Source organism: Marivirga salinae, from assembly GCF_030503855.1.
In the GTDB taxonomy this organism is placed as follows: domain Bacteria; phylum Bacteroidota; class Bacteroidia; order Cytophagales; family Cyclobacteriaceae; genus Marivirga; species Marivirga salinarum.
The window spans coordinates 1617285-1640347 of the sequence record NZ_CP129971.1; the positions used below are offsets into that span (position 1 = coordinate 1617285).

General features: G+C 35.5%; 19 protein-coding genes and 3 tRNA genes. 8 read left to right on the plus strand and 14 right to left on the minus strand.

Annotated features, from left to right (window positions below; genetic code table 11):
* Positions 1–46 precede the first annotated feature (46 nt).
* Positions 47–697 (minus strand): spheroidene monooxygenase, encoded by a 651-nt coding sequence (locus QYS49_RS06885; RefSeq protein ID WP_308350983.1) that lies wholly within the window; start codon positions 695–697, stop codon positions 47–49.
* A gap of 240 nt (positions 698–937) precedes the next feature.
* Here QYS49_RS06885 and QYS49_RS06890 point away from each other — a divergent pair, with 240 nt between their 5' ends.
* Positions 938–1717, plus strand: coding sequence for a hypothetical protein (locus tag QYS49_RS06890; protein ID WP_308350984.1), 780 nt, complete (start codon positions 938–940; stop codon positions 1715–1717).
* A 286-nt stretch (positions 1718–2003) separates the two neighbouring features.
* Positions 2004–3599, plus strand: coding sequence for a GMC oxidoreductase (locus QYS49_RS06895; protein WP_308350985.1), 1596 nt, complete (start codon positions 2004–2006; stop codon positions 3597–3599).
* 236 nt (positions 3600–3835) lie between these two features.
* On the opposite strand, the gene QYS49_RS19045 is transcribed toward QYS49_RS06895, so the two are convergent.
* The 4 genes from QYS49_RS19045 to QYS49_RS06915 form a co-directional block, all read right to left on the minus strand.
* Positions 3836–4090 carry a GIY-YIG nuclease family protein gene (locus QYS49_RS19045; RefSeq protein WP_372587671.1) on the minus strand — a complete coding sequence of 85 codons (255 nt, stop codon included), beginning with the start codon at positions 4088–4090 and terminating at the stop codon, positions 3836–3838.
* Between the two features lie 43 nt (positions 4091–4133).
* Positions 4134–4208 (minus strand) — tRNA-Val (locus QYS49_RS06905).
* Between the two features lie 19 nt (positions 4209–4227).
* A tRNA-OTHER gene (locus tag QYS49_RS06910) sits at positions 4228–4301 on the minus strand.
* A 23-nt stretch (positions 4302–4324) separates the two neighbouring features.
* A tRNA-Val gene (locus tag QYS49_RS06915) sits at positions 4325–4392 on the minus strand.
* Between the two features lie 234 nt (positions 4393–4626).
* Between QYS49_RS06915 and QYS49_RS06920 the strand changes: the two genes are divergently transcribed.
* The gene (locus tag QYS49_RS06920) at positions 4627–7116 is read left to right on the plus strand and encodes an AsmA family protein (protein WP_308350988.1); all 2490 of its coding nucleotides are present in this window, start codon (positions 4627–4629) and stop codon (positions 7114–7116) included.
* A complete protein-coding gene (locus QYS49_RS06925; RefSeq protein ID WP_308350989.1) occupies positions 7091–8152 on the plus strand; it encodes a WD40/YVTN/BNR-like repeat-containing protein in 1062 nt (353 codons plus the stop codon). Before QYS49_RS06920 ends, QYS49_RS06925 begins: the two co-directional genes overlap by 26 nt.
* 96 nt (positions 8153–8248) lie before the next feature.
* Here QYS49_RS06925 and QYS49_RS06930 read toward each other — a convergent pair whose 3' ends face one another.
* Positions 8249–9559, minus strand: a complete 1311-nt coding sequence (locus tag QYS49_RS06930) for a UDP-N-acetylmuramoyl-tripeptide--D-alanyl-D-alanine ligase (protein WP_308350991.1) — start codon at positions 9557–9559, stop codon at positions 8249–8251.
* A gap of 89 nt (positions 9560–9648) precedes the next feature.
* Here QYS49_RS06930 and QYS49_RS06935 point away from each other — a divergent pair, with 89 nt between their 5' ends.
* Positions 9649–11826: an FG-GAP-like repeat-containing protein gene (locus QYS49_RS06935; RefSeq protein WP_308350992.1), complete on the plus strand. Its 2178-nt coding sequence runs from the start codon at positions 9649–9651 to the stop codon at positions 11824–11826.
* A gap of 313 nt (positions 11827–12139) precedes the next feature.
* On the opposite strand, the gene QYS49_RS06940 is transcribed toward QYS49_RS06935, so the two are convergent.
* The 4 genes from QYS49_RS06940 to QYS49_RS06955 all read right to left on the minus strand — a co-directional run bounded on the left by QYS49_RS06940 (position 12140) and on the right by QYS49_RS06955 (position 15739).
* Positions 12140–12931 carry an amidohydrolase gene (locus QYS49_RS06940; protein ID WP_308350993.1) on the minus strand — a complete coding sequence of 264 codons (792 nt, stop codon included), beginning with the start codon at positions 12929–12931 and terminating at the stop codon, positions 12140–12142.
* Complete coding sequence (locus tag QYS49_RS06945) at positions 12919–14067, minus strand: methionine aminotransferase (protein WP_308350994.1); 1149 nt, start codon at positions 14065–14067, stop codon at positions 12919–12921. The genes QYS49_RS06940 and QYS49_RS06945 overlap by 13 nt, the downstream gene beginning before the upstream one ends.
* 142 nt (positions 14068–14209) lie before the next feature.
* Positions 14210–14386 carry a BF3379 family histone-like protein gene (locus tag QYS49_RS06950; RefSeq protein ID WP_308350995.1) on the minus strand — a complete coding sequence of 59 codons (177 nt, stop codon included), beginning with the start codon at positions 14384–14386 and terminating at the stop codon, positions 14210–14212.
* Between the two features lie 102 nt (positions 14387–14488).
* A complete protein-coding gene (locus QYS49_RS06955) occupies positions 14489–15739 on the minus strand; it encodes an aminotransferase class I/II-fold pyridoxal phosphate-dependent enzyme (RefSeq protein WP_308350996.1) in 1251 nt (416 codons plus the stop codon).
* A 173-nt stretch (positions 15740–15912) separates the two neighbouring features.
* On the opposite strand from QYS49_RS06955, the gene accC reads away from it, so the two are divergent.
* The 3 genes from accC to QYS49_RS06970 all read left to right on the plus strand — a co-directional run bounded on the left by accC (position 15913) and on the right by QYS49_RS06970 (position 19356).
* A complete protein-coding gene (gene accC, locus QYS49_RS06960) occupies positions 15913–17409 on the plus strand; it encodes an acetyl-CoA carboxylase biotin carboxylase subunit (RefSeq protein ID WP_308350997.1) in 1497 nt (498 codons plus the stop codon).
* Between the two features lie 95 nt (positions 17410–17504).
* Positions 17505–18809, plus strand: a complete 1305-nt coding sequence (locus tag QYS49_RS06965; RefSeq protein WP_308350998.1) for a DUF1015 domain-containing protein — start codon at positions 17505–17507, stop codon at positions 18807–18809.
* Positions 18775–19356, plus strand: coding sequence for a Maf family protein (locus QYS49_RS06970; RefSeq protein ID WP_308350999.1), 582 nt, complete (start codon positions 18775–18777; stop codon positions 19354–19356). The genes QYS49_RS06965 and QYS49_RS06970 overlap by 35 nt, the downstream gene beginning before the upstream one ends.
* A 174-nt stretch (positions 19357–19530) precedes the next feature.
* Here QYS49_RS06970 and QYS49_RS06975 read toward each other — a convergent pair whose 3' ends face one another.
* From QYS49_RS06975 to QYS49_RS06990, 4 genes are all read right to left on the minus strand, one after another.
* Positions 19531–20691, minus strand: coding sequence for a PAS domain-containing sensor histidine kinase (locus QYS49_RS06975; protein ID WP_308351000.1), 1161 nt, complete (start codon positions 20689–20691; stop codon positions 19531–19533).
* 1 nt (position 20692) lies between these two features.
* Positions 20693–21493, minus strand: coding sequence for an alpha/beta fold hydrolase (locus QYS49_RS06980; protein ID WP_308351001.1), 801 nt, complete (start codon positions 21491–21493; stop codon positions 20693–20695).
* A 244-nt stretch (positions 21494–21737) separates the two neighbouring features.
* Positions 21738–22109, minus strand: a complete 372-nt coding sequence (locus QYS49_RS06985) for a response regulator (protein WP_308351002.1) — start codon at positions 22107–22109, stop codon at positions 21738–21740.
* 69 nt (positions 22110–22178) lie between these two features.
* On the minus strand, positions 22179–22940 hold the full coding sequence (locus tag QYS49_RS06990; protein ID WP_308351003.1) for a response regulator: 762 nt from the start codon (positions 22938–22940) through the stop codon (positions 22179–22181).
* Between the last annotated feature and the right edge of the window lie 123 nt (positions 22941–23063).

Below are 23063 nucleotides of genomic sequence, written 5' to 3' on the forward strand. Positions count from 1 at the left end.
TGAAATTTGGTGATTACTTATTGCTAACGGATTACGGCAATAGCTGTTAATGATTAATGCTCTTAATGTAATTGAAACGACCAAATAACTCCTCTTTATACCAATTTTCTTTCTTTACCTTCCCAATAATCTCTTTATGGATATCAGCATATGCATAATCCTTCATGGCTTGCTCATTTTCCCAAATGCTGAAGGTGGCTTGTTCAATTAAAGGCCATTCGCCTATTCCTTTGGTAAAGATTAAACCCTTGGCATTTTTAATAGCTTGACTTGCCTTGGGTACGAATTGCCAAAATCGTGGCAGTTTATGGAGGTTAATTCTTGCCCTGGTTATTACAGCTATTTTCCCTCCTGAGTATTCTGCTTTCTCAGGAAATGGATTTTGTCCATACCAGCTACCATGTGCACCAAGCGACTCTAAATAGTGTGTTTCTATTGAGTTGGATTTACTTTTTAGCTCATTGAATTCATTTGAATTTTGGAAAAAATCTTCGGCTTGCGTTTCATGCTCCCACTTCATCAACAAAGCATAGGTAGAAAAATCAGGCCATAAACTAAAACCAAATCCGCTTCCTGTCCCTAGTAATTTCGCAAATTCACAACCTTTGATTTTAGCTAATCGAGGAGGCAGCAATTGCATTTGTTTAAATGCCCAATATTTATTTTGAGAGTAGTTTATTAATGAGATGGTTACCATATATTATTTGTAAAACTCATTAGTGCAGGAAGGGTTTTGAGATTTGATAATATATTTAATTAAGATAATAAGTTTTTAAGTCTATAGAAGGGGTTATTGTTACTGCCTGAGTATGTAGATATAGGATGCAATTGAATTATATTTTTAAAATTTAGTTTTCACTTTATTCCATGTGTTAAATCCCATTAGTTGTTTTTATTTTATTAGTTTTAATTTTTCAACACTTGAACTATTAGCCTAATGAACACAAAGTTAAAAATCTTTGTAATTATTGAAGAAGCAATCGATTTATTTAAATCGAATTATAAATTGTTTTTAACCATTAGTTTTCTCGGGGCTGTTTGTAGCTTGTTGATTTCCCTTGGTAACCAATTAGTCAATACTGATGATTTTATCAATGCAGTTGTTTTAGTACTTGTTGTTATCTTCTCCATCTATTTTTCTTTTCGATTGCAGATTGCATTAATAATTGCTGTTAATAACAGGTTTCAAAAATTTGAAACTGATTTTCAGGAATGTTATAAAACAGCTGGTAGCTATTTTTGGAGCTATGTTTTTACTTCCATTGCTTTAGCTTTATTGGTGGGTTTATCCATCGTATTTATATTCTTTTCGATTTCAATGGAAGCAAATCCTTTGGTTATTGCTTTATGTAGCTTGTTGTTTGGTGGGCTGGCACTTTTACTTCTTTATTATTTTAATTTTGCTCCTTTAGTAAGTGTATTAAATCCTGAGGCTTCAAGTAATTTTAGTAAAAGTAAAGAGTTGGTAAAAAGTCAACCGAGATTAGTCTTGAGTATGGTTGTGCTTGGTGTAATTGTACAAATTTTACTGTATTTATCAAAAGACCTACTTGGGGGTAATAGCTTTGTAATGAATATGGAGGTTTCTTATGTTTTGGAATTCATGGTCGATTTAGTGATTGCGCCATTATTTACGATAGTTTATATGATGGTTTATTATAAACTTCAGGAGACTGCCTATGAACAAGAAAACTTGACTGATACAGCCACTGAATAAATCTATTTGAAAAATAAAATATAAGCCTATTGGTTATCAGCTCAGTTAAAAGAATTGTCTACTGGACCTTTTGTTTATGCTGAAACCTGAAAAGATAATTAGGTTAGTTTGAAGGCTTTTGAGCAATTCTAGTATTCAGAAGCAATTGAGGATATATGAGAGAATGGATTGTTAGTGTTATAAATCAATTCTACCAATTATCCATAAACAACATAAGCCATCATTATTTTCCATATATTTAATCTATATATCTAAAACAATCACTTATTTTCTTTAAATAGTTGTCATGGATTTTGATTACGATTACATTATAATTGGCAGTGGGTTCGGGGGTTCGGTTAGTGCATTAAGACTTTCGCAAAAAGGATATAAGGTTTTGGTGGTCGAAAAAGGAAAGTGGTACCAGTCAAAAGATTTTGCTAAAACCAACTGGAATTTACCTAAGTGGTTATGGTTGCCATCGCTGCGTTTTTTCGGTATTATGAAGCTCACAGTTTTCAGGCATGTTGCCATCCTCTCAGGCACTGGTGTAGGAGGTGGTTCCCTTGTTTATGCCAATACATTACCTGTGCCTAAAACTGCCTTTTATAAAACGGGTTCATGGGCTAGTTTAAAAGATTGGGAAACAGAGTTAAAGCCGTATTATGCAATAGCCCATAAAATGTTGGGGGCTGCTGAAAACCCAGAATTATTTGACGGTGATCTTGCCCTTCAAAAGCTGGCTAAAGAGCGAAATATCAGCAGTCAATTTGAGGCTACTAAAGTGGCCGTATATTTTGGCAAGCCGGGAGTTGAGGTAGAAGATCCATACTTTGGTGGTAAAGGCCCTAAAAGGACAGGTTGTACTTTTTGCGGGGGCTGTATGACGGGCTGTCGCTATGATGCCAAGAATACATTGGATAAAAACTATTTACATCTTGCCCAGCAAGAAGGGGCTGAAATACTAGCCGAACAGGAAGTAATTGATGTGAAGCCAATTGAAAATAAAGAAGGGTCAGATGGTTATCATGTTCAGCTTCAATCCAGTACAAAGTTTTTTAAAACAAAAAAATCTCTTACCGCAAATGGAGTGATTTTCTCTGGTGGGGTAATGGGCACAGTAAAATTACTGTTAAAACTGAAGAAAAAAGGCTCATTACCACTTCTGTCCAATAAAACGGGTGAAGAAATAAGAACCAACAATGAAACACTGATCAGCGTATCCAGTCTGGAGAAAAATATTAATGTCTCTAAAGGAGTGGCTATCGGCAGTATTTTGCATACTGATGAAAACACCCATCTTGAGATTTGTCGTTATTCAGAAGGCTCAGGCTTTTGGAAGTTATTGCATTTACCCATGTCACAGGGAAATACTATTTTTAAGAGGATAGGAAACACCTTTGTCAATATGTTTAAGTCGCCTGTCCGTTATTTCAGAACTTACTGGCTCAACAGCTGGTCAAAACGAACGGTCATTTTGTTATTTATGCAGTCGGTTGATAGTACCATTAACTTTAAAAGAGGATGGCTTGGCAATATGGTATCGAAAGTGGGAAATGGAAAACCACCGAGTCCTGATATTCCAGAATCTGCTCAGCTAACTAAAGATTACGCAAAAATTATAAATGGGAATGCCACAGCCTTTTCGCTGGAAACGCTGGCAGGAATTCCGTCAACAGCACATATTTTGGGTGGTGCTGTTATGGGGGAAGACGCTGAAAAAGGGGTGATTGATAGGAGTAACAATGTTTTTGGCTATAAAAATATGATGGTCATAGATGGCTCGATGATATCGGCCAACCCGGGAGTTAACCCTTCATTGTCTATTACCGCTATTGCAGAGCATGCAATGGACCAGGTACCGGAAAAGTCAAAAATACATGCTGGTTTTGAGAAGGAATAAAATTAGTTGATAGGTGTTTTGTCCAAAAAATTAAGTGGAAAACTTAACGCCTCAATAACAGTATATAAATAAAAAAAAAGGTTACAAACTTTCTGTCTGTAACCCTTTAATTTTGTGTGGGGATAGTAGGATTGTTCATACACACCTCCATGCCACACTTCCCCTCGCGAAGCTGATGGCCTTCGAACCTACGACCCTCCCGACATTGCCTGTCGGGATGCGCAAAACCAACTGAGCTATATCCCTGAGTCTTTGATCAAAGCCTCAGCTCTTTTTCTGTTCTTCCAATTCTTAACTTGAAGTTCTCGATTCTGGGCTTTTGTTTTTGTAGGGTATTCTTCATTATAGGAGAGTTCCCAATCATCAGTTTTACCAGTATAGCCTTTGTGATTGGAGTTGTGTTTTCTAATTCTTTCGGAAAGTTGGTCACAGGTGTGACCGTAATAGTATTTTTCGAGAGATGGGGAGAAGAGGATGTAGAAATTGCACATGGTGTAAAATAAAAAAAGGTTTGCAAAATTTGCAAACCTTTTGTGGGGATAGTAGGATTCGAACCTACGACCCCCTGCTTGTAAGGCAGGTGCTCTAAACCAACTGAGCTATATCCCCATTTGTATCAAAAACCAGTTGATAGTTCGGATTCGAACCTACGACCCTCCCGACTTCGTGAGTCGGGATGCTCTAAACCAACTGAGCTATATCCCCATTTATATCAAAAACCAGTTGATAGTTCGGATTCGAACCTATGACCCTCCCGACTTTGTGAGTCGAGATGCTCTAAACCAACTGAGCTATATTTTCAATAAATGTTTCCCTTTTTTTAATTTTTTACAACCTTTTGTTGTGTTTTGGGAATGCAAATGTAGTACTGCTTTTTATATTTACAAATTGATTTTGTAAAATAATTTAAATTATTTTCAAGCTTCCGTTTATAAAACTGAAAATCAACTATTTAGACTTATAAAAAAATAAATTTGGATTTATACCCCTTATTCACAATTTTCGTTCATCAATCAAAAGCAATACTTTGAAGCGCATCAGAAAGTTTATTCTTTATCTTTTTTTATTTTTTATCCTGCTTTTTGCGGGTGGGTCGGCTTATTTATATTACAATCAAGACCAACTGATTGATAAAATTCTATCCGAAGTCAATAAATCGATTCAGACACCTGTGGAGGTTGGTGCCATTGATATCAATTGGTGGACTGATTTTCCTAATATCTCACTTCGCTTTCAGGATGTCTTCATAGAAGAATCTCTCGAGAGAAGCAGTTTTCCTTTAGCTAAGTTGGAGGAGTTGGCTCTTTCTTTCAATACGTTGGATTTCCTTAAAGGAGATTATTCATTCGAGAAAATCATACTAAAAAGGGGAGAAGTAACAATTCGCACTACTCGAACAGGTGAGAGAAATTATGATATTATCAAAAGTTCTGGTGAATCATCCAATCAATCGGTCAATTTTAATTTGAAGAATATCCAGATTCAAGCTGTGCAGGTCAATTATGTGGATGAAGCTTTAAAACAATCCTATTTACAGTATGCGGATGAATTAAAGGCAAGCTTAAATAAAGTGGGGGATGTTTATCATATAATTGCGGATGGAAAAATTAATTCCAAAGCCATTAAAATTGGTGAATACAGTTATTTTGAAAATAAAAAGCTGACTGTTAAAACTAAGCTCAACTATACACAGGGGGCGGAAACTGTAGATATATTACCATCTCAATTGCTTTTGTCAGGGAATGAATTTCAAGTTTCAGGAAATTATGAAATCCTAAACAGTTATATGAATATTCAAGTGAATGGGATTGAAACTGATTTCACAACTCTTATTTCTCTGTTGCCTGAGGATTATAGAAAGCAATTGTCAGATTATGAAAGTACTGGGAATGCCCAATTTGAAGGAAGTTTGATCGGAAAATTAACATCTAAAGAAAGTCCCCAAATCAATTTTAATTTTAGTGTAGGTAATGCCTCTTTATTTCAACCCGAATACAATACAAGATTTGAAGATTTAAGCTTTCACGGTAATTTCAATAATGGCGCTAGGCAAAGCTTCAAAACCTCTCAATTGGTATTGAAAGATTTAAAGGGAAATTTAAAAGGTAAAGCTTTTACAGCTAATTTGGGAATTAAAGATTTTGAAAATTATCTCATCAATCTTTCTACTGAAGGACAAATTTCAACACAGGATTTATTTACGTTCTTCCCGAATCATGAAAAATATACTAAACTAGAAGGTTTAATTAATTTCAATTTAAGTATAGCGGGTTATTTTGATGATTTCAAACAAGCTTCCACTGCCTCAAGAATCAATAATTCTGGCGAGATTATTCTGACTAATTTGAGTGGTGTTTACGAGGATTATCCCTTGCCAATTAATGATGTAAATGGAAGATTGATGTTTAATAAAAATGACATAGCCATCAATCATTTGCAGGGCAAAATCGGAGATTCGGACATTGAATTAAGCGGTTTTTTTCTCAATATTATTCCGTATTTCTTGAAAGATAATCAGTCGCTATTAATTGAAGCTGAAACGATAAGCGAAAACATCAATTTAAATGAATTGTTGTCAGGCTTATCGAATGCTGAAAACTCAATCGAAAAGCAGGAAGAGTCCTTTAAATTTGCTCTAAGCCCAAAATTGCAGTTGGACTTAACATCCCATATTTCAAAATTGGAGTTTAAACGATTCGAGGGCAGAAAAATATCGGGCAATATTAAATTATCCAATCAAATTTTAGAGGCTTCACAATTAGAAATGGAAAGCAATGGTGGAAAAATGACCTTAAGCGGAGAAGTGAATGCCAAAAAGAGAAATGAGATTCGCATCAATAGTATTGCAAATTTCGATGGGATGAATGTAGATAGCATATTTTATACTTTCGAAAATTTTCAACAGGATTTCTTAACGGATCACCATTTGAAAGGAAAAATTAATGCGGATGTGGATGCTTTTATTTTGCTTGATGAAGGCTTGAACTTTCAATCTGATGCTTTTACAGCGACTATTGATGCTAAAATTGAGAATGGTGAGCTAAATAATTTTGAGCCTATGTTGAGTTTATCCGATTATGTGAGAGAAGATGAGCTCACGCATTTGAATTTTGGAGAATTGAGCAACACCATTGAAATCAGGGGTAAAGTAATTTATCTGCCGGAAATGTCCATTCAGTCGAATGTATCAGATATTTTAATACAAGGCACGCATACTTTCAATCAGGAAATTAATTATAGATTATTAGTACCTTTGAAAAACTATAAAAAGCAGGATAGCGATGAAGCATTTGGCGCCATTGAAGAAAGTGGGGAATACTCCAATCTTTATCTTAAAATTATAGGTACTACGGATGATTTTGAAGTCAGCTGGGATAGAAAAAGATCATTGCAGTCTGTGGCAGATAGAATAAGAGAGGAGGGAGAAACTTTGAAGAAGATCATTAAGGGAGAGAAAATCCAAGAAAAAGAGAAAAAAGAAGTTGAATTAAATGAAGAAGAATATTTTGATTGGTAGTAAAATTTCAAATTACAGCTTAATAATTATCACATTAATTTTCATTGTATCATGTGGTGATAAAAAAGTAACGCCTAAAGTTACTCAGTTAAATAGCAATACAGACGCATTAATTATCGGTTTGCAGTCATTTAACGACTCCATAGTTTGGGCAAGCGGCACTTATTCCACATTACTTAAATCCAGTAATGCAGGCGCTGACTGGCAAGTTTTTACCTATCCTAAAGTTGATAGTTTGCAATTTAGAGATGTACATCCTATTAGTGATAAAGAGGCTATTGTTTTAAGCGCTGGTGAAGGTCGATTAAGCCAAATCTTTTATTTCCATGTAGAATCAGGATGGAGAAAAGTTTTTCAAATGAAGAATAAGCAAGGTTTTATAGATGCAGTTCAGTTCTGGGAAAACGGCCAAGGATTAGTTTATGGTGATGCCATTGATTCCTTAGCTTACATTCTTAAAACCACAGATTTTGGTAGGAGCTGGGATAGAATCCCGACTGCCCCATTGACTAATGAAGGTGAAGGCGGTTTTGCCTCAAGTGGGAGCAATATTTTGACGGGAGATGAAGGTAAAGCATGGATTGCTACAGGAGCAAACGGAAGTGCAAGAGTTTTTTACACAGCAGATTATGGTAGAAGCTGGGAAGTGAAAAACACGCCTATGATGACAGGTGAATTTGCTGGTTTGACTGCCATTAAAAATTCCAATGATAAATTATGGATTACGGGTGGTGATTTGGCAATCACTGATCAACAATTGGAGAATGTATATTATTCAGAGGATGATAGTAAAAACTGGAAAACTTTACCTAAACATCAAACTCTAGGTTCTTTTTACGGAATGGCGGTTACGAATTACTTAGGTAATGAATTTGTGATTGTTTGCGGACCAAAAGGAGCTGAAATTTGGCTAGGTGACCAACAGAAATGGAAGATCTTAAGCGAGGAGGATATTTGGACAACTACTTTTATTGATAGCCGAACTGCTTTAATGGCGGGAAGAAATGGTAAAATGTATAAGGTAGAGTTGGAGTGAGGTCTTAATCTATCATTTTACAATTTCATTTAATTCCGTGCGTCATTCCTGAGAATGCAGGAATATTGCCTTATTGAATCTTCGTTTCAATAATTCCTATCTCCCCTCCAACTTCACCAAAAAAGGAACAATTTCCTCCAGCGCATTTTTCCTTGACCCTTTAATTAAGATCGTACTGCCTTTTTTCAATGGTTTGGCAGTTAGGTGTTCTATTAACTCATCCTTAGTTTCAAAGTATTTGCCGAAGTTATCCTTTTTGGAAGCGGATTGAATTTGTTTTCCGCAATAATATCTTTTGCTTATGCCTAAATCAACAGCTAATTCGCCTAATTTCTCATGTTCTAATTCAGCTGTATCACCCAGTTCCAGCATATCTCCCAAAATCACTGCGGATTCTGTATTTTCAATTGCACTCAAGCTTTTCATAGCTAATTCCATCGAATCCGGATTGGCATTATAAGCATCCAATAAGATGGTATAATTATCAGTTTTAATCATCTGAGAACGCATATTCTCTGGAATATATTCTTGCGTTGCTTGAATTGCTTTTTCCATCGGAACCTCAAAGTATTTCCCTATACATAAAGCAGCAGCCACATTCAGATAATTAAATTGACCTACCAATTGGGTTTCTATATGGCTAAAGCCTTTAGTGGAGTATTTTAAAAATGCAGTCCCTTTTTCAGGTTTAAGTTCTAAATCGTCTCCTTCATTTGGAAAAGTTACTGCATTGGAAAATCGCTTTTGCATATTTTTCAGAACAGCATCTTGGGTATTGATAAATGGAATGCCATCATTTTTTTTCAAGAAATCGAAAAGCTCACTTTTCCCAATTATGATGTTTTCAAAACCTCCGAATTCCCCAATATGTGCTTTGCCAATATTGGTAATCAAACCATGGGTTGGTTTTGCCATTTTGCAGTAGGAAGCAATTTCACCAATATGATTTGCACCCATTTCAATTATAGCAATATCATGATTTTTCTGAATAGATAGTAAGCTCAAAGGAACTCCGATATGATTGTTCAAATTTCCTTCAGTGGCAAAAACATTATATTTTTTAGCTAAAACAGCATGAATTAATTCTTTGCTCGTGGTCTTTCCATTCGAGCCAGTAATACCGATTATAGGAATATTGAGTTGCTCTCGATGATGAATTGATAAAAGTTGCAGTGTTTTTAATGCATCATCTACCAATACATTTTTATTATCATCATGATGATATTCGTTTTCATCTACTACAACTGCCACAGCACCTTCTTCAAGTGCTTTTTGGGCAAATTGATTTCCATTGAAATTAGGCCCTTTCAGAGCAAAAAAGAGGTTTCCTTTTTCGAGCTTACGGCTGTCAGTGCAAATCCCAGTACTTTTTAAATATATATCGTAAAGCTTTTCTATTTGAGTCATTGTTCAATAGGTTTATACAAATCTATAAAATTGTAAAAGCTTCCAATTGTTTATACTAGAAAAAATATAAAGAACGTTAGATTTGCATCATGCGATTATTGCTTTTCTTTCTTCTTTCAGGACTTTCATTTATTGGTTTTTCCCAATATCAATTTATTCCCTATCAGGATACTCCAATATCCCACCCCAATGAAGCTGACAATGCTTTTCCATGGGCAGGAGGGCTGAATGGTGTTCAATACGGTAAAATTGATTTAAATAGTGATGGGATTGATGATTTGGCGGGGTTTGATCGTAGTTCAGGTAGGATTTTATGTTTCCTTAAGAGTGGAAATGATTATGAATATGCTCCACAATATGAGAAGTTTTTTCCTTCTGAAATCCGAAACTTTTTTATTCTGAAAGATTATGATGGCGATGGAAAAACAGATCTTTTTACCACAGGGAATTTGGGCATTACAGCTTATCGAAATGTAGGAACAATAAATCCACAATGGGAAAGGGTAGTAGATTTTATTAGCTACGAAAGCCTTTCAGGAAATGAAGTGAACTTACAAGTAAATTTTAATGATTATCCCTATATAGGGGATATTGATAATGATGGTGACATCGATATCCTGAATTTCAATTTTTCAGGTGTTGAAAGTCGTATTCTATTTTACGAAAATAAAAGTGCTGATAATGGAGGGGATCCTGATTTAGGCCCTTTTGAATTGGTTGATAATTATTGGGGGGAAGTGGAAGATTGCGACTGTGGTGAATTTGCTTTTGATGGTGAAGATTGTCAGGGTGTTTTTGGCAGAATGATGAGTAATAACCGTCATGCAGGAGGTAAAAGTTTAGCAATTTTTGATTTCGAAGAAGATGGTAAATTAGAGTTAGTTTCAAGCCATGAAGAATGTAGTGAGCTTTATTATTTCAATAATGCAGCATCTGCAAATCAAGCCCCTGATTTTGATAGTTTCACTTCCGATTTCCCTAATCAAATAGATCCCGCACGGTTCAATATTTATCCCAACACTATGATTATGGATATTTTGGATGATGAAAAAGAAGAATTAATCATTAGTCCGAATATTGAAGCCAATTTGGGAAGTCCTATCGATTTCTCTTCTTCCAATTGGCTCTTTCAGAAAGTAGGGAATGATTATGAATTACTCACCAAAGAATTTCTGCAAGCGGATATGATGGATTGGGGCGCTCAGGCAAGTCCTGCTTTTCATGATTATGATAATGATGGGGATTTGGATTTATTCCTTTCCTATACTGATTTAGACGAAGATGAGAATTTATTCAGTGCTATTGCACTTTATGAAAATATTGGAGACAGTCAAAATCCAGCCTTCGAATTAGTTACAGATGATTATCTCAATTTATCTAATGAAGGATTAGCCAATATGTTTATTCAGTGGGCTGATGTGGATTTAGATGGTAGAAAGGATTTGGTTTTACAAGGTACTCTTCAAAATAGCAATCAATTAAGGATCATTTTTCAAGAAGAAGCTGGCTTGAATTTGAATAATATTTTCAATATGGAAGATGTGTTTATCGGCTTTGGCTATTCTGTACATTTTGCAAATATATTGGGTGATAATCATCCAGATTTGCTGGTAGGTAAATCCTCTGGTGGATTGATTTTATATGAAAATACTGGGCAGGGTAGAAACCCTCAGTTTGAAATGAGAGATAATGCATTTTTAGAAATTGGTGATGATTTTTTCCGATCTGCAATTCGAGTCCATGTTGCGGATATAGATAATGATAATCAGCAGGATTTAATCACTTCCGATTTAAGTGGGAATATCAGGGTGTTTTCTGACATTGAAAATAATGAAGGTGAATTTGACTCTTTAAATATTTACAACTCACTCGAACAAAGTTTCGATGACATTTATTTCGGGAAAAGAAATAACTTAGTCTTTGTCCCGCTTTTCGATGGTGATTATCCAGCTTTGGTTTTAGGGACAGTATCAGGCGGGGTCAGAATTTTCAGAAATAGTGAAGAATTACCAGTTCAAAGTGGAGAAGAATTGGTTTTTCAGGTTTATCCCAATCCAAATCAAAGCAGGCAACTTTATATTAAGACCAATCAAAATATTTCAATTTCCATCACAAGCTTAAATGGGCAAAAAGTATTAACAGGGCAGTCTTACCAAGCTTTTTCCAGACAAGCCATAGATCTCACCGCTTTAGAAGGAGGTATTTATATTGTCAGTGCTATTTTTGAAAATGGCAAGAGAGTGAGTAGGAAGGTGGTTTTGTATTAGTTTTTACTAGTGCTTCACATCCATTTGCAATTGGCCCGAGTAACCATTAGCCTTGTTTCGTCTACAATCTCGGCTCGAACCGTTCCCGATTAAAATGCGGGACAGGCTATCCCTGCCTTCGCAGTGATGACGCACAGAATGCATTGAGGTGGAAAAATTAACTTAATGTCACTAATCGAATACAGATTGCTTTTATACCTTATGAAACATAAGGAGTACGTTTCTTAGTTGACAGGTCCTGAAGAAAGGAGCAACCCCATAATCTCGGATGATACAAAATTGTTTAAATTACTTATTCCCCAATTACTAATTATTAATTAATCTTAAACCCATCCGCATCCAACTGAGCTGGGAATTTCTCCCTAAATCTTATTAATTCCTGACCTGAGAGTGTCACAGTTTTAATTTCTTCTCTGTCATCAGCAAAATATAATGCATTACCTTTTGGGCCATAGATAGCAGAATGCCCATTGTGTGCTATTCCTTTTCCATCATCTCCAATTCTATTGACGCCTAAGCAATAGCTAACATTTTCAATAGCGCGCGCCTGTAATAATGTATCCCATGCATTTACTCGAACAGCAGGCCAGTTGGCCACAAACAATGTTAAGTCATATTCTAGTTCATTTTGATCATTGGATTTATTCCGGATCCAAACGGGAAATCTTAAATCGTAACAAACTAAAGGCTTTATTTTCCAGTCTTTTAATTCTACTATCAAATCTTTTTGACCTGGTGAATAGTGCTCATCCTCATTTGCCATTCTAAACAAATGTCTTTTATCATAGGTGAAATAATTCCCGTCAGGCTGCATCCAAATTAAGCGGTTGAAGTATTTTCCATTATCATTTACTATATAAGAACCAGTCACAACCGCTTTCTTTTGACTTGCCATCTGTTTCATCCATTTGAAAGTATGCAAATTCATAGGCTCGGCCATTTTTTCGGCTTCCATACTAAAACCTGTGTTAAACATCTCAGGCAATACAATCAGATCAGTTTCTTCTTCAATCTCCCAGATCTTTTCTTCTAACATGGAGATGTTAGCCTGTTTGTCCTGCCAATGCAGAGGCGTTTGAATAAGTGTTACTTTTAAATCTTGCATAATATGTCTGATGCTTTATGTAATGTATCTTCTCCTTTAGCAAAGCAAAATCTCAGTAATTTGTTATCCTGTTTGTCGGAATAAAATGCCGAAACAGGTATTGAAGCCACACCCTTTTCTTTGATGAGATATTGCGCAAATTCCATATCACCCATATCTGAAACCTCACTGAAATCCAAAACCTGGAAATAAGTGCCGTATGAAGGAATCACTTTAAATTTTGAATCTTGCATTGCTTGTTGAAAGAATTCTCTTTTCTTTTCATACATCGAGCTCACGCCCAAATAGTTTTTCTCATCTTTTAAATATTCAGCCATAGCGTACTGACTAGGTGTATGGACTGAGAAACAATTGTATTGATGCACTTTCCTAATTTCTTTCATGATAGCTTCAGGTGCTACCATATAGCCTATTTTCCAGCCTGTAGCATGAAAAGTTTTTCCGAAAGAAGAAACGGCAATACTTCTGCTAGCTAAGAATTTATCTTTTAAGACACTAAGATGTGTGTTTCCGTCAAAAATGATATGCTCGTAAACTTCATCACTCAAAATAATCAGCTGCGGATTTTCTTCCAAGATTTCTTTTAATGCCGTAATATCATCTTGAGTTAAAATAGCCCCTGAAGGATTGTGCGGAAAATTAATAATGATCATTCGGGTTTTGTCCGAGATATTATCTTTTACTTTTTGCCAATCTGGAGTGAAGTTGGGCAAACTTAAACCAACAGGAACGACTTTACCGCCTGCTAATTCAATGGCAGGAATATAGCAATCATAAGCGGGCTCTAATACAATTACTTCATCTCCTTGATTTACAGTTGCTAAAACACTGGAAAAGATAGCTTCAGTTGCCCCTGCAGAAACCGTAATTTCTGTATCTATATTAAGGTTAACACCATCTGTATTTTTGATTTTGTTAGCGATGGCTTCTCTAAGTTGAGGAAGACCAGGCATAGGCGCATATTGGTTATGCCCAATTTGCATATTTTGATAAACTAAGTCTATTAATTTTTCTGATACGGGGAAATCAGGAAAACCTTGGGAAAGATTGATGGCATTATATTCGGCTGCCATTTGAGACATAACAGTGAATATGGTGGTACCTACATTTGGAAGCTTAGATTTTAGTTCTTGCATATTTAAATATGTTTATTCCTTAATTAATATCTCCTTAAAGTTAGTAGTTGAATTAATTAATTAAGAATAGGATTATTAAAAATAAGTCAAAAAAAAAGGCTGACAAAACTGCCAGCCTCTTTCGAAATCGTTCAAATTCTAATTAAGCTTTGTTCTTAATATCTTGAACTTCAATTCTGATCTCTTGTGCTAAGTTTTTCAACTCTTGCATTCCTTTTCTTACGCGAGTACCAGCCGCCTGATTCTCTTTGTCGTAGAATTTTTCAAAATCACCTTCTAGACCCATGATAAGGTCTCTTACTTGTTCGAATCTTTTCATTCTTATTTTAGTTTACGGTTGACTAAATAATTAAATTAATTGAAAGCAATATAGGCAAAAACATATAAAAACAACAATTAGGGCAACATTTTTCCTAATTTTTTACTCTTTAAATGCTTTTGCAAGCTCATTTTCCCTATAATGACCCTCTTTTAGCTTATCCTTTATAGCCTCAAATGCTTTAATCGTACGATTAACATCTTCCAAACTATGCGATGCTGTAGGGATTAATCTTAGTAAAATTGTGTCTTTTGGCACTACTGGATAGATAACAACCGAGCAGAAAATGCCAAAATTTTCTCTTAAGTCATAAGCTAAAGCTGCAGCTTCACCAACTGTACCGTTCAACATTACTGGGGTAACAGGAGATTGAGTTGTTCCAATGCTAAAACCTTTGTCTTTCAAACCACCCTGCAATGCATCTACTATTTTCCACAAATTCTTTTTGTGCTCCGGTTGATCACGCAATAATTCTAATCTTTTAAGTGCCCCTTCTACCATTGGCATTGGTAAAGATTTTGCAAAGATCTGAGAGCGCATATTATATCTTAAGAATTTGATGATTTCAGGATCACCTCCAACAAATGCACCAATTAAAGCCATAGACTTTGCGAATGTGCTGAAGTATAAATCTACTTCTTCCATTACACCTTGCTGCTCAGCTGTTCCAGCTCCTCTTTCTCCCATGGTTCCAAAACCGTGGGCATCATCACATAATAAACGGAATTCGTATTTTTCTTTTAAGGCAAGTGTTTCTTTCAGTTTACCCATAGCACCAGTCATACCAAATACTCCTTCAGTAATAACCAATATACCACCCCCAGTTTCTTCCGTTAGCTTAGTAGCTCTTTGTAATTGTTTTTCTAGGCTTTCTATATCGTTATGAGGATAAACAAATCTTTTCCCCATATGCAAACGAACGCCATCTACTATACAGGCATGACATTCCGCATCATAAACGATAACATCTTTTCTACCTACCACAGCATCTATAATAGATAATACACCTTGGTATCCGAAGTTTAATAGCATTACATCATCTTTCTTGATGAATTCAGCTAGTTGTCTTTCTAATTCTTCATGTTGGGCAGTGTTGCCAAACATCATTCTAGCTCCCATTGGATAGGCTAAACCCCATTTGGCAGCTGACTCAGCGTCAGCCTTTCTTATTTCAGGATGATTACCTAAACCTAAGTAGTTATTTAAACTCCAAGTCAACACTTCTTTTCCTCTGAATTTCATATGAGGAGACAATTCTCCTTCCAATTTAGGGAACATAAAGTAACCTTCTTCAATGTTGGAATGCTTACCCAAAGGTCCGCGATCCACTTTCAATTTCTCAAATAAATCCACGTTTATCTATTTTATTGTATCAATATTATTTCTAATCAAGCCTCAAAGGTAACAAAAAAGCTGTTACCTAAAAAATTGATTTCCTGCTTTTAAGACTGAATTTTTAGTATAAAAGACAATAATTATGTAGCATTGTACTTCAATTTTTATTTGATATTGTAAGACTAATTGATATGCCAGATATTAAAAAAATCTTAGTTGCCAACAGAGGTGAAATTGCCCTTAGAGTAATGCGTTCTGCGCGCGAATTGGGTATAAAAACTGTAGCAATATATAGTGAAGCGGATAGAAATGCACTTCATGTGCGCTATGCAGATGAAGCCGTTTGTGTTGGACCGCCAGCTTCTTCAGAAAGTTATTTAAGAATAGATAAAATAATTGAAACTTGTAAGAAATTAAAGGTAGATGCTATCCATCCTGGATACGGTTTCCTTTCGGAAAATGCTGATTTCGCTAGACAAGTTGAAAAGGAAGGAATCATTTTCATAGGTCCTTCTGCTGAGTCTATTGAGATTATGGGAGATAAGCTTTCTGCCAAAGCAGCTGTTTTAAAAAGAAATGTGCCCTTAGTACCAGGTTTGGACAAAGCCATTACGGATATAAAATTGGCAAAAGAAAAAGCGGATGAAATCGGCTATCCTATATTAATAAAAGCCAGTGCTGGTGGTGGTGGTAAAGGAATGAGAATAGTGGAAGATCCTGCGGACTTTGAATCTCAAATGGACAGGGCAGTAAGTGAGGCGAAAAATGCCTTTGGAAATGGAGCTGTTTTTTTAGAGAAATTTGTTACCTCTCCTCGTCATATTGAGATTCAGATTTTGGGAGACCAAAAAGGAAGTGTGGTGCATTTATTTGAAAGAGAGTGTTCAATTCAAAGAAGGCACCAAAAAGTTATTGAAGAAGCTCCATCAAGCGTATTGACTCCAGAAATTAGAGAGCAAATGGGACAAGCTGCTATTGATGTGGCAAAATCCTGTAATTATTATGGAGCAGGAACCGTGGAATTCATAGTGGATAATAAATTAGATTTTTATTTCCTTGAGATGAATACTCGTTTGCAGGTGGAGCACCCTGTAACCGAACAAATAACGGGCGTTGATTTAGTAAAAGAACAAATCAGAATTGCAGAAGGAAAAGCATTATCCATTAAGCAAGAAGATTTAACTATAAAAGGTCATGCGGTAGAAGTGAGGGTTTATGCTGAAGATCCACAAAACAACTTCTTACCTGATATTGGAAAACTTAAGGTTTATAAAAGACCTCAAGGAACTGGTGTTAGGGTAGATGATGGTTTTGAGCAAGGAATGGATATACCAATTCATTACGACCCGATGATTGCAAAGCTAATTACCTATGCTGATAATCGAGAAGAAGCCATCAGCAGGATGCTTCGTGCTATAGATGAATATGAAATAGTGGGAATTCAAACAACGCTAAGTTTCTGTAAATATGTATTAAAGCATGAGGCTTTCAGAAGCGGTGATTTCGATACCAAATTCATAGAAAAATACTTCCAGCCAAGTGATTTGGATGAGAAAGTATCGGATGTGGAATCAGAAATTGCAGCCGCCTTAGCGGTAAAACTGTGGTCAGAAAGGCAAAAAAAGCAAACAGCCCAGGAAGAAAATGATAATAAGAAAGCCTCTTTGTGGAAAAAGAATAGGTTATAGAATAGAGTCTATTAGGCAAGATATGAGAATCTGCAGTAGTTGTCTGATATTTAATGCCAAAAATATTTTGTTTAATTCATTTATAAATCCATAGAATGGCAGAGATTAAGCCTATTAAAGCTTGGCGCTATAATGCCGAGCTTCAAAAGGAAATTGAGAGTTTGACTAGTCCTTTATTTGATGTGGTATCAGCCAAGCAAAGAGAGGCACTTTATAAAAATCCTTTAAATAGTATTCATTTGTCCGTGCCCAAAGGCGGGGAAGAATCTGCTGATATGGCGGCAGAGCGATTGGAAAAATGGAAAAAAGAAGGAATTATAAAACAAGATCCGCTGCCTGGGATTTACGTTTATTATCAATATTTCACATTGCCTGGCTCTAACCGAGAGCATGTAAGAAAAGGCTTTATCACCTTTATTAAAGCTTATGATTGGGATGAGAAAGTTATTTTAAGGCATGAAAATACTATTCCAAAGTCTGTAAATGACAGAATTGAGCTATTGGATAAAACCCAATTGAATGTCAGTGCTACTCATGGCTTATATTCCGATCCGGAATTTGAATTGGAGCCTTATATGGATGAGAGCATGGAAATGCCCTTAGGTGAATTGGAAGATTATCAAGGAGTAAGGGAAGTAGTCAGTGTCATCCATGATGCTAAAATCATCAAAAAATTCATAGAGAAAATTGCACCACAGCAAATTATTTTAGCGGATGGACATCATCGCTATGAAGGCTCTTTGCTTTATAGAAAAAAGATGATGGAGAAAAATCCGAATCATACTGGACAGGAAGGGTATAATTTTCATATGATGTACCTGACCAATTCTAATTCAGATGATTTAAGAATTTTGCCTACTCACCGATTAATAAAAGATATTCCTGATTTGTCAGAAAAGGAAATTCTGAAGAAACTAGAGGAGGATTTCATTATCAAAACACTCGAAAACCCTGAAGATGTTCATGAAATTATTTTAGGGAAAAAGTGGGCGTTTGGTATGCTTTTCAAGGAAAATACCTATAAAATCCGATTAAAGCCTGAGAAAATCGGGGAACTGAAATGGAATTTTCCAGATGAAGTAAAACATTTGGATTTAACAGTGTTGCATTACTTTTTCATAGAGAAAATCTTAGGAATAAAAGGAGAAGAGCAGAGAAGTTCTGAATCTATCCAGTTTGAACGAAATTTTACGGCTTGCATTCGTAAACTGTTGAAAGATGAAGTGCAATGTGCATTAATTACTAAAGAAATAAGCATGGAGCAGGTAAAAAACGTCTGCAATACAGGCTATACTATGCCTCAAAAATCAACTTATTTCTATCCTAAAACCATTTGTGGATTTTTATTTGGCTCAATACAAGAAGATGAATTTGAATTACCCTCTTATTTTAGGGTCTAAATCGCCCAGAAGAAAAGAAATACTAACCAAAGCAGGCTTTGAATTTTCTACCGAAGCTAAGGATACGGAAGAATCTTATCCATTAGATATGCCTCATACGGAAGTAGCCGCTTTTTTAGCAGAAAAGAAAGGCCAAGCCTTTGCGGAAGATGAAAAATATACCGATAAAATCATTTTGACAGCTGATACCACCGTCTTAATCGATAATGAACTATTGGAGAAACCCCAAGATGAGGAGGAAGCTTTCAGTATGCTAAGTAAGCTTAGCGGAAGAGCGCATCAGGTGGTTTCTGGTTTTTGTGTTTTGCTAAATGGCAAGTTTGAAAAATATTCAGACGAGACATTAGTGTATTTTAATCCGATAGAAGAAGAAATGATTTGGGATTATATCCGAAACCATAAACCATTCGATAAAGCAGGAGCTTATGGCATTCAGGAAGGCATTGGCTTAACGCATATTGAAAAACTGGAAGGTTCTTATTTCACCGTAATGGGGCTGCCGATTCATAAAGTTTATCAGGCATTGGCTGCTTATAGCAAAGGGTAAAAAAATTTGGTAGTTGCAGTAAATGCTAGCACGAGCTTATTAGATCATGCTATTTATCTTAGCAGCTTGAAAATGGTACGTGCCAAGAAGCACTTTTATGGCTCGTATAGTGAATTGTACAAATCTAATTCTTGATTATTTAAATAAGATAAGCAATAGAATAACTCGGCTAACTTATGTCTTGGGAATGCTGACCTTAAACGTTGTGCCCTTGTTTGCTTCACTTTTCACCTCAATATTACCATTATGACTCCTTATCGTATCTTTCACTAAAAACAAGCCTAGCCCAAATCCTTTTTCGCCACGCGTACCTTTGGAAGATTTTATGCGGCCGTTAGATTGGAAACTTTCGATCAAATCAGGATCCATTCCTGCACCAGAATCCTGCACTATTAAAATACTCTCTAGTGAATTCTCATAACCTGCAATTTTGATAGCACCATTTTCTGGGGTAAATTTTATGGCATTAGTCAAGAGATTACGAAGTACAAGCGCGATATGATTAGAAGGCATGCCGATTTTTATATTATGGTCCACTGATTTTGAAATACTTATGTTTTTCTTAATTGCAGTTTGAAGTTGTAGAGTAAGTACTTCTTCGATAATCTGATTTAGATTTACAGCTTCTTCTGGCGTATTTGATTTTTCTAATTGCACCATTGACCATTCAATCAGGTTTTCAGCCAGTGTTATTGTATTAGAAAGGGAATCCTTAGCCTTAGCTAACATATTTACCATCTCCTCTTTAGTGAAATCATTAATGTAATCCGTTAGTAAAACCATCATAGACTGTAATTCAACTAATGGACTTCTGAAATCATGTGACATAACGCCCACAATTTTATCTTTTTGCTTGTTTAACTCTGCTAGTTCATTTCGCTGTGCTTCGATGATTTCATTACTCTTTTGAAGCTTTTGGGCCAGTGATTCAGCTTTCTTTTTCTCATAAAATAGCTCCCGCTCGTATGTTTCTCTCCGAGTGATTTCAAATAAGGTAGTATGAATATACGTCTTACCTTGAATATCTATTATCGAGCTATTCACCAATACTGGGACAACTCCATTTCTTGACTTGATATCAAGATTAATTTCTTTAACCTCGCTATGCATTTTCAGCAAGGGAATGAAATGCGTTTGATAATAAATTTGACTACCCTTTGAAAGGTAATCATGAAAGTACATCTTCTCGTTTGCCTGATCCTTTTCGCAATCGATCATTGATAAAAAAGTGCTATTAGTTTTGAGAATGCGACCATCAATATCGGTTGATACAAATCCAGCTAACACATAATTTAAATAGTTAACTTTAGTAGATGATGAATTTCTAGCGTTCATTTCAGGCATTTATAAATTCTTTGATGGCTTTTGTAGTTTCTTCTGGTGCACTAAGGTTTGGACAGTGTCCTGTGGCTTCTAACAATACAAATTTACTATTGGCAAGCTGTTCATGTACATACTTGCCAACACTTTCAGGAGCAATAACATCATCTCTGCATTGTAGGATTAGCGCTTTTGTCTTAAGCTGAGCCAGTTCTTGGCGATTGTCACTTGTAAAAGTCACTTTTGCAAAGTGTTCTGCTATTTTGGGATCCGTTCGGCAAAAATTCGCTTCTAATTCCTCTCCCAGTTCCGGTCGTTCACTATTGGCCATAATGACAGGAGCCATTTGGCTTGACCAACCCAGATAGTTTTTTTCTAATGATGTAAGTAGTTCTTTGATATCCTCTTCAGAAAAACCACCATAATAATCCTCAGTATTTATATATCGAGGTGAAGGCCCCACCATTACAATACTATCGAAAAGCTTTGGCTTTTTAATAGCTGCCAGTGTCCCAATCATAGCACTAACTGAGTGGCATACAAGAGTAATATTGCTTAAGGACAAAGCTTGGCAAATTTCTAAAATATCATCAGCATATCCTTCTAGACTATTGTATTTTTCAAAATTATAAGCTGAAATGTCTGACTTGCCAAAGCCCACATAATCAAAGGTTATTACTGTATGAGTATCCTCAAAGGATGGAGTAATAAATCTCCACATATTCTGGTCACAGCCAAAACCATGTGCAAACATAATGGTTTGACTGCTCTCCGTATTCCCTGTAATGGAAATATTATTTCTTTTTAAAATGTTCATAAATTTACTGTAATAGTATTAAATACTATCTTTTTTATGTAGTAGTCAAAACCATCCATTTGATTATGCCATATTAACACACTTCTGATATGAAACAGGATTCAGAACTTCAAATAAGGTATGACTTCACATATAGCTACAATGGTTTCTTCTAAAATTTGCTTAGAACCTTATATCTAATTTTTGGTTCGTTTGCAATTATATTCTGTTACTTGCTTTATCAAGTGCTTCAATTAATTTCAAATCAGCTTTTGTGAATGACGGATTCAATCACCTCTCTTAATTTTTCAAGGTAATTAAGCTTGCTATCTTTAATAATAAAGTCTTTAGCCCCTTTTTGTAAAGTGCTTGCAGCTAGTTCTTGATCATTAGCACTGGTGAGTACTACACAAGGGGTATCAGTATTATTTTCAATAATATCTAAAGCTGTGCCGTCCTCCACATAGTAGTCTAACAATGCCAGATCAAATTTTTTATTACTCATTTTAGCAAGCGATTCTGCTACATTTTCACAATAGGTAATCTCAATTTCAATTCCAGTGTCACTTAGCGCTTTATCAATCATATGTTGTGTAATACTAGTATCCTCTAGAACTAATATTTTTAATTTATCCATCTTTTTATCCATTATATGTTCCTAGTTTTTGTTGTAATTCATTGCAGTTATTTTTTTTTCTTTTTAAAATCACCTAATGTCAGAGTTTTCTAATTCTTGTTGTAGAAGTTGATCCACACGCATAACTTCTTGGTCTACTTCTACAAAATCAGCTAATGATAAACCATTTTCGAAGGAAGATTCAATCTTTTCAAAATATAAATATAAATTCTCTGCACACATCGAAGAGGCTATGCCTTTTAATTTATGACTGTAGTACTTTATAGAAGTTTTATCTTGTTCGTGAACAGCTTTTTTAAGTATTTGATAATTAGACACGATGGAATTTTTTCCAATAAGGGCTAGCGCAAGCAGGGTTCTATATAATGTTTTGTCAGATTTAAGCAGCTGGTCAAGCCTGGAAAAATCAATACTGGGTAATTTACTTTCAGGGGATTTTAACCATTTCTGCAGCAAATCATGAAGTATTTCTTCCTTTAGAGGCTTATTGATATAATTATCCATACCGGATGCATAGCATTCCTCTATCTCCATCTGATACACGCCAGCAGTAAGCGCAATAATAGGTGTTCGTACTGAATTTTTTTCTAAGGACCGAATCTCTTTTGTTGCCTCAAATCCATTCATTTCAGGCATTTGTACATCCATAAGAATTACATCAGGCTTAGTTTTCTTGTATAATTCTACAGCTTCCCTTCCATCACTGGCTTTGGCTATTTGTAAGGATGGAAAAGCTCTCTGAATCATTTTTTCAGCTAATAGTAGATTAATTTCATTATCATCTACCAGCAGTATATGTTGATTATTGCTATTTTCTGCATATTCTTTCATAGTCTTCTGAGAATTAATTTCTCCGATATATTCCTCCTTCAAGTCATGATGCTATACTTTCATTTATAGATTTAAAGGAACTCCGTTTTCTAGATTTGAATCTATATTCGGCTCTAAATCTAT

Bases quoted from the DNA above. Each gene is read 5' to 3' on its own strand.
- QYS49_RS06885 (WP_308350983.1), bottom strand. From the start codon at position 697: ATGGTAACCATCTCATTAATAAACTACTCTCAAAATAAATATTGGGCA.
- QYS49_RS06890 (WP_308350984.1), top strand. From the start codon at position 938: ATGAACACAAAGTTAAAAATCTTTGTAATTATTGAAGAAGCAATCGAT.
- QYS49_RS06895 (WP_308350985.1), top strand. From the start codon at position 2,004: ATGGATTTTGATTACGATTACATTATAATTGGCAGTGGGTTCGGGGGT.
- QYS49_RS19045 (WP_372587671.1), bottom strand. From the start codon at position 4,090: ATGTGCAATTTCTACATCCTCTTCTCCCCATCTCTCGAAAAATACTAT.
- QYS49_RS06925 (WP_308350989.1), top strand. From the start codon at position 7,091: ATGAAGAAGAATATTTTGATTGGTAGTAAAATTTCAAATTACAGCTTA.
- QYS49_RS06930 (WP_308350991.1), bottom strand. From the start codon at position 9,559: ATGACTCAAATAGAAAAGCTTTACGATATATATTTAAAAAGTACTGGG.
- QYS49_RS06935 (WP_308350992.1), top strand. From the start codon at position 9,649: ATGCGATTATTGCTTTTCTTTCTTCTTTCAGGACTTTCATTTATTGGT.
- QYS49_RS06940 (WP_308350993.1), bottom strand. From the start codon at position 12,931: ATGCAAGATTTAAAAGTAACACTTATTCAAACGCCTCTGCATTGGCAG.
- QYS49_RS06945 (WP_308350994.1), bottom strand. From the start codon at position 14,067: ATGCAAGAACTAAAATCTAAGCTTCCAAATGTAGGTACCACCATATTC.
- QYS49_RS06950 (WP_308350995.1), bottom strand. From the start codon at position 14,386: ATGAAAAGATTCGAACAAGTAAGAGACCTTATCATGGGTCTAGAAGGT.
- accC (WP_308350997.1), top strand. From the start codon at position 15,913: ATGCCAGATATTAAAAAAATCTTAGTTGCCAACAGAGGTGAAATTGCC.
- QYS49_RS06965 (WP_308350998.1), top strand. From the start codon at position 17,505: ATGGCAGAGATTAAGCCTATTAAAGCTTGGCGCTATAATGCCGAGCTT.
- QYS49_RS06970 (WP_308350999.1), top strand. From the start codon at position 18,775: ATGAATTTGAATTACCCTCTTATTTTAGGGTCTAAATCGCCCAGAAGA.
- QYS49_RS06975 (WP_308351000.1), bottom strand. From the start codon at position 20,691: ATGAACGCTAGAAATTCATCATCTACTAAAGTTAACTATTTAAATTAT.
- QYS49_RS06980 (WP_308351001.1), bottom strand. From the start codon at position 21,493: ATGAACATTTTAAAAAGAAATAATATTTCCATTACAGGGAATACGGAG.
- QYS49_RS06985 (WP_308351002.1), bottom strand. From the start codon at position 22,109: ATGGATAAATTAAAAATATTAGTTCTAGAGGATACTAGTATTACACAA.
- QYS49_RS06990 (WP_308351003.1), bottom strand. From the start codon at position 22,940: ATGAAAGAATATGCAGAAAATAGCAATAATCAACATATACTGCTGGTA.